The sequence below is a fragment of the Candidatus Erwinia dacicola genome (assembly GCF_001756855.1).
Lineage (GTDB): Bacteria > Pseudomonadota > Gammaproteobacteria > Enterobacterales > Enterobacteriaceae > Erwinia > Erwinia dacicola.
The window spans coordinates 1-1,414 of the sequence record NZ_MAYS01000171.1; the positions used below are offsets into that span (position 1 = coordinate 1).

At 49.7% G+C, this 1,414-nt stretch carries 3 protein-coding genes and 1 pseudogene; 2 read left to right on the forward strand and 2 right to left on the reverse strand.

All coding sequences use genetic code 11. The annotated features are described in order from the left end of the window. A partial coding sequence (locus BBW68_RS05150; RefSeq protein WP_148127483.1) for an IS6 family transposase occupies positions 1–275 on the reverse strand: 275 nt, incomplete at its 3' end. 90 nt (positions 276–365) lie between these two features. On the opposite strand from BBW68_RS05150, the pseudogene BBW68_RS19570 reads away from it, so the two are divergent. Beyond that, a pseudogene (locus BBW68_RS19570) lies at positions 366–458 on the forward strand (hypothetical protein); the annotation flags it as partial. 50 nt (positions 459–508) lie between these two features. Then, the gene (locus tag BBW68_RS05155; RefSeq protein WP_070134291.1) at positions 509–1,201 is read left to right on the forward strand and encodes a phosphatase PAP2 family protein; all 693 of its coding nucleotides are present in this window, start codon (positions 509–511) and stop codon (positions 1,199–1,201) included. 116 nt (positions 1,202–1,317) lie between these two features. Here the strand turns inward: BBW68_RS05155 and BBW68_RS15910 are convergent. Continuing rightward, the coding region (locus tag BBW68_RS15910) for an IS1 family transposase (RefSeq protein WP_222563066.1) at positions 1,318–1,414 on the reverse strand (97 nt) is incomplete at its 5' end.

Consider the following 1,414-nt stretch of genomic DNA (forward strand, 5'->3'; position numbering starts at 1 on the left):
TACAGATAAGCCCAGCGTCCGTTGACCTTCACGTAGGTTTCATCGAGATGCCATGAGCCAAAACCGGAAGGTTGACGCCAGTACCAGCGCCGCCGCTTTTCCATTTCAGGTGCAGAACGCTGAACCCATCGATAAATCGTGGTGTGATCGACATTTACCCCTCGCTCAGCCAGCATCTCCTGCAGCTCACGATAACTGATGCCATATTTGCAGTACCAGCGGACGGCCCACAGGATAATATGACGCTCAAAATGTCGACCTTTAAATGGGTTCATGTGCTGCTCCTTCAACTAAACAGTGGCATCAGTTTACCATCGCCAGATCTTTGCAACAGTGCCCGCCGACTTTTATATTGAAACCCGCCAGTTGCCCCGCCGGACAGCCGGATTGAGCTTGTTCACCAAGAACAGGCAGATTGGAATATTTTGCAAACCTCTTTGTTGAATCTTCGTTTATAATTTCAGGCATACTCTACTCCGCAATATTTCTTAATAAATCCTTAATCAACATGACAACTAAACGCCTGCTTACAATTCTGACCCTGAACGCTGCGGGCTTTGCACTGTTCTTCTCGTGGTATCTGCCGGTAAATCATGGCTGGTGGTTTATCCTAGACAGGACGATTTTCTACTGGTTCAACCAGCATCTGGTGACTAACCAAGCCCTGCTGTGGCTTGTAGCAATTACAAATTACCGCGCGTTTGACGGGGTGTCGCTGCTGGCGATGGGTGCACTGTACCTGCACTTCTGGTGCCACGAAACCCCACAGGGTCGGTGCCGGATGCTAGCGATTGGCATTACGATGCTGATTAGCGCGGTTGGTCTTAACCAGTTAGGGCATTTGATCCCGGTATCTAACGGCAGCCCGACGACGTTCTTCCCGGACGTTAACCATGTGACCAAACTGACTGGCATCTCGACTAAAGACTCCTCTGCAGACAGCTTCCCGGGCGATCACGGCATGATGCTGATGATATTCTCCTGCTTTATGCTGCGTTATTTCACCCGCCGCGCGTTTGCCGTCGCTGTGGTTATCATGCTGATATTTGCTCTGCCGCGCGTAATGATTGGCGCCCACTGGTTTACAGATATTGCCGTGGGATCGTTATCTATTGTGCTGGTGGGCATGAGCTGGTGGCTGATCACCCCTGCGAGTGATTATCTGGTGAACTGGCTGGATCGAAACCTGCCTGGGAAATAATTTACTGGCAGCAGCGAAACGGCGGGGATTATTTTCTCGCCAGCTGCTGCAATAATTGAAATTAATGAGTCTGCTGATCAAGCGTGTTGAACAGAATTTGTGGTAATGATTCCAACTTACTGATAGTATCTCATGTTTAGAGAATGCCCGATGACTTTGTCATGCAGCTCCACCGATTTTGAGATTGACAGTAACTTCCGTCCCAGCCTTGCC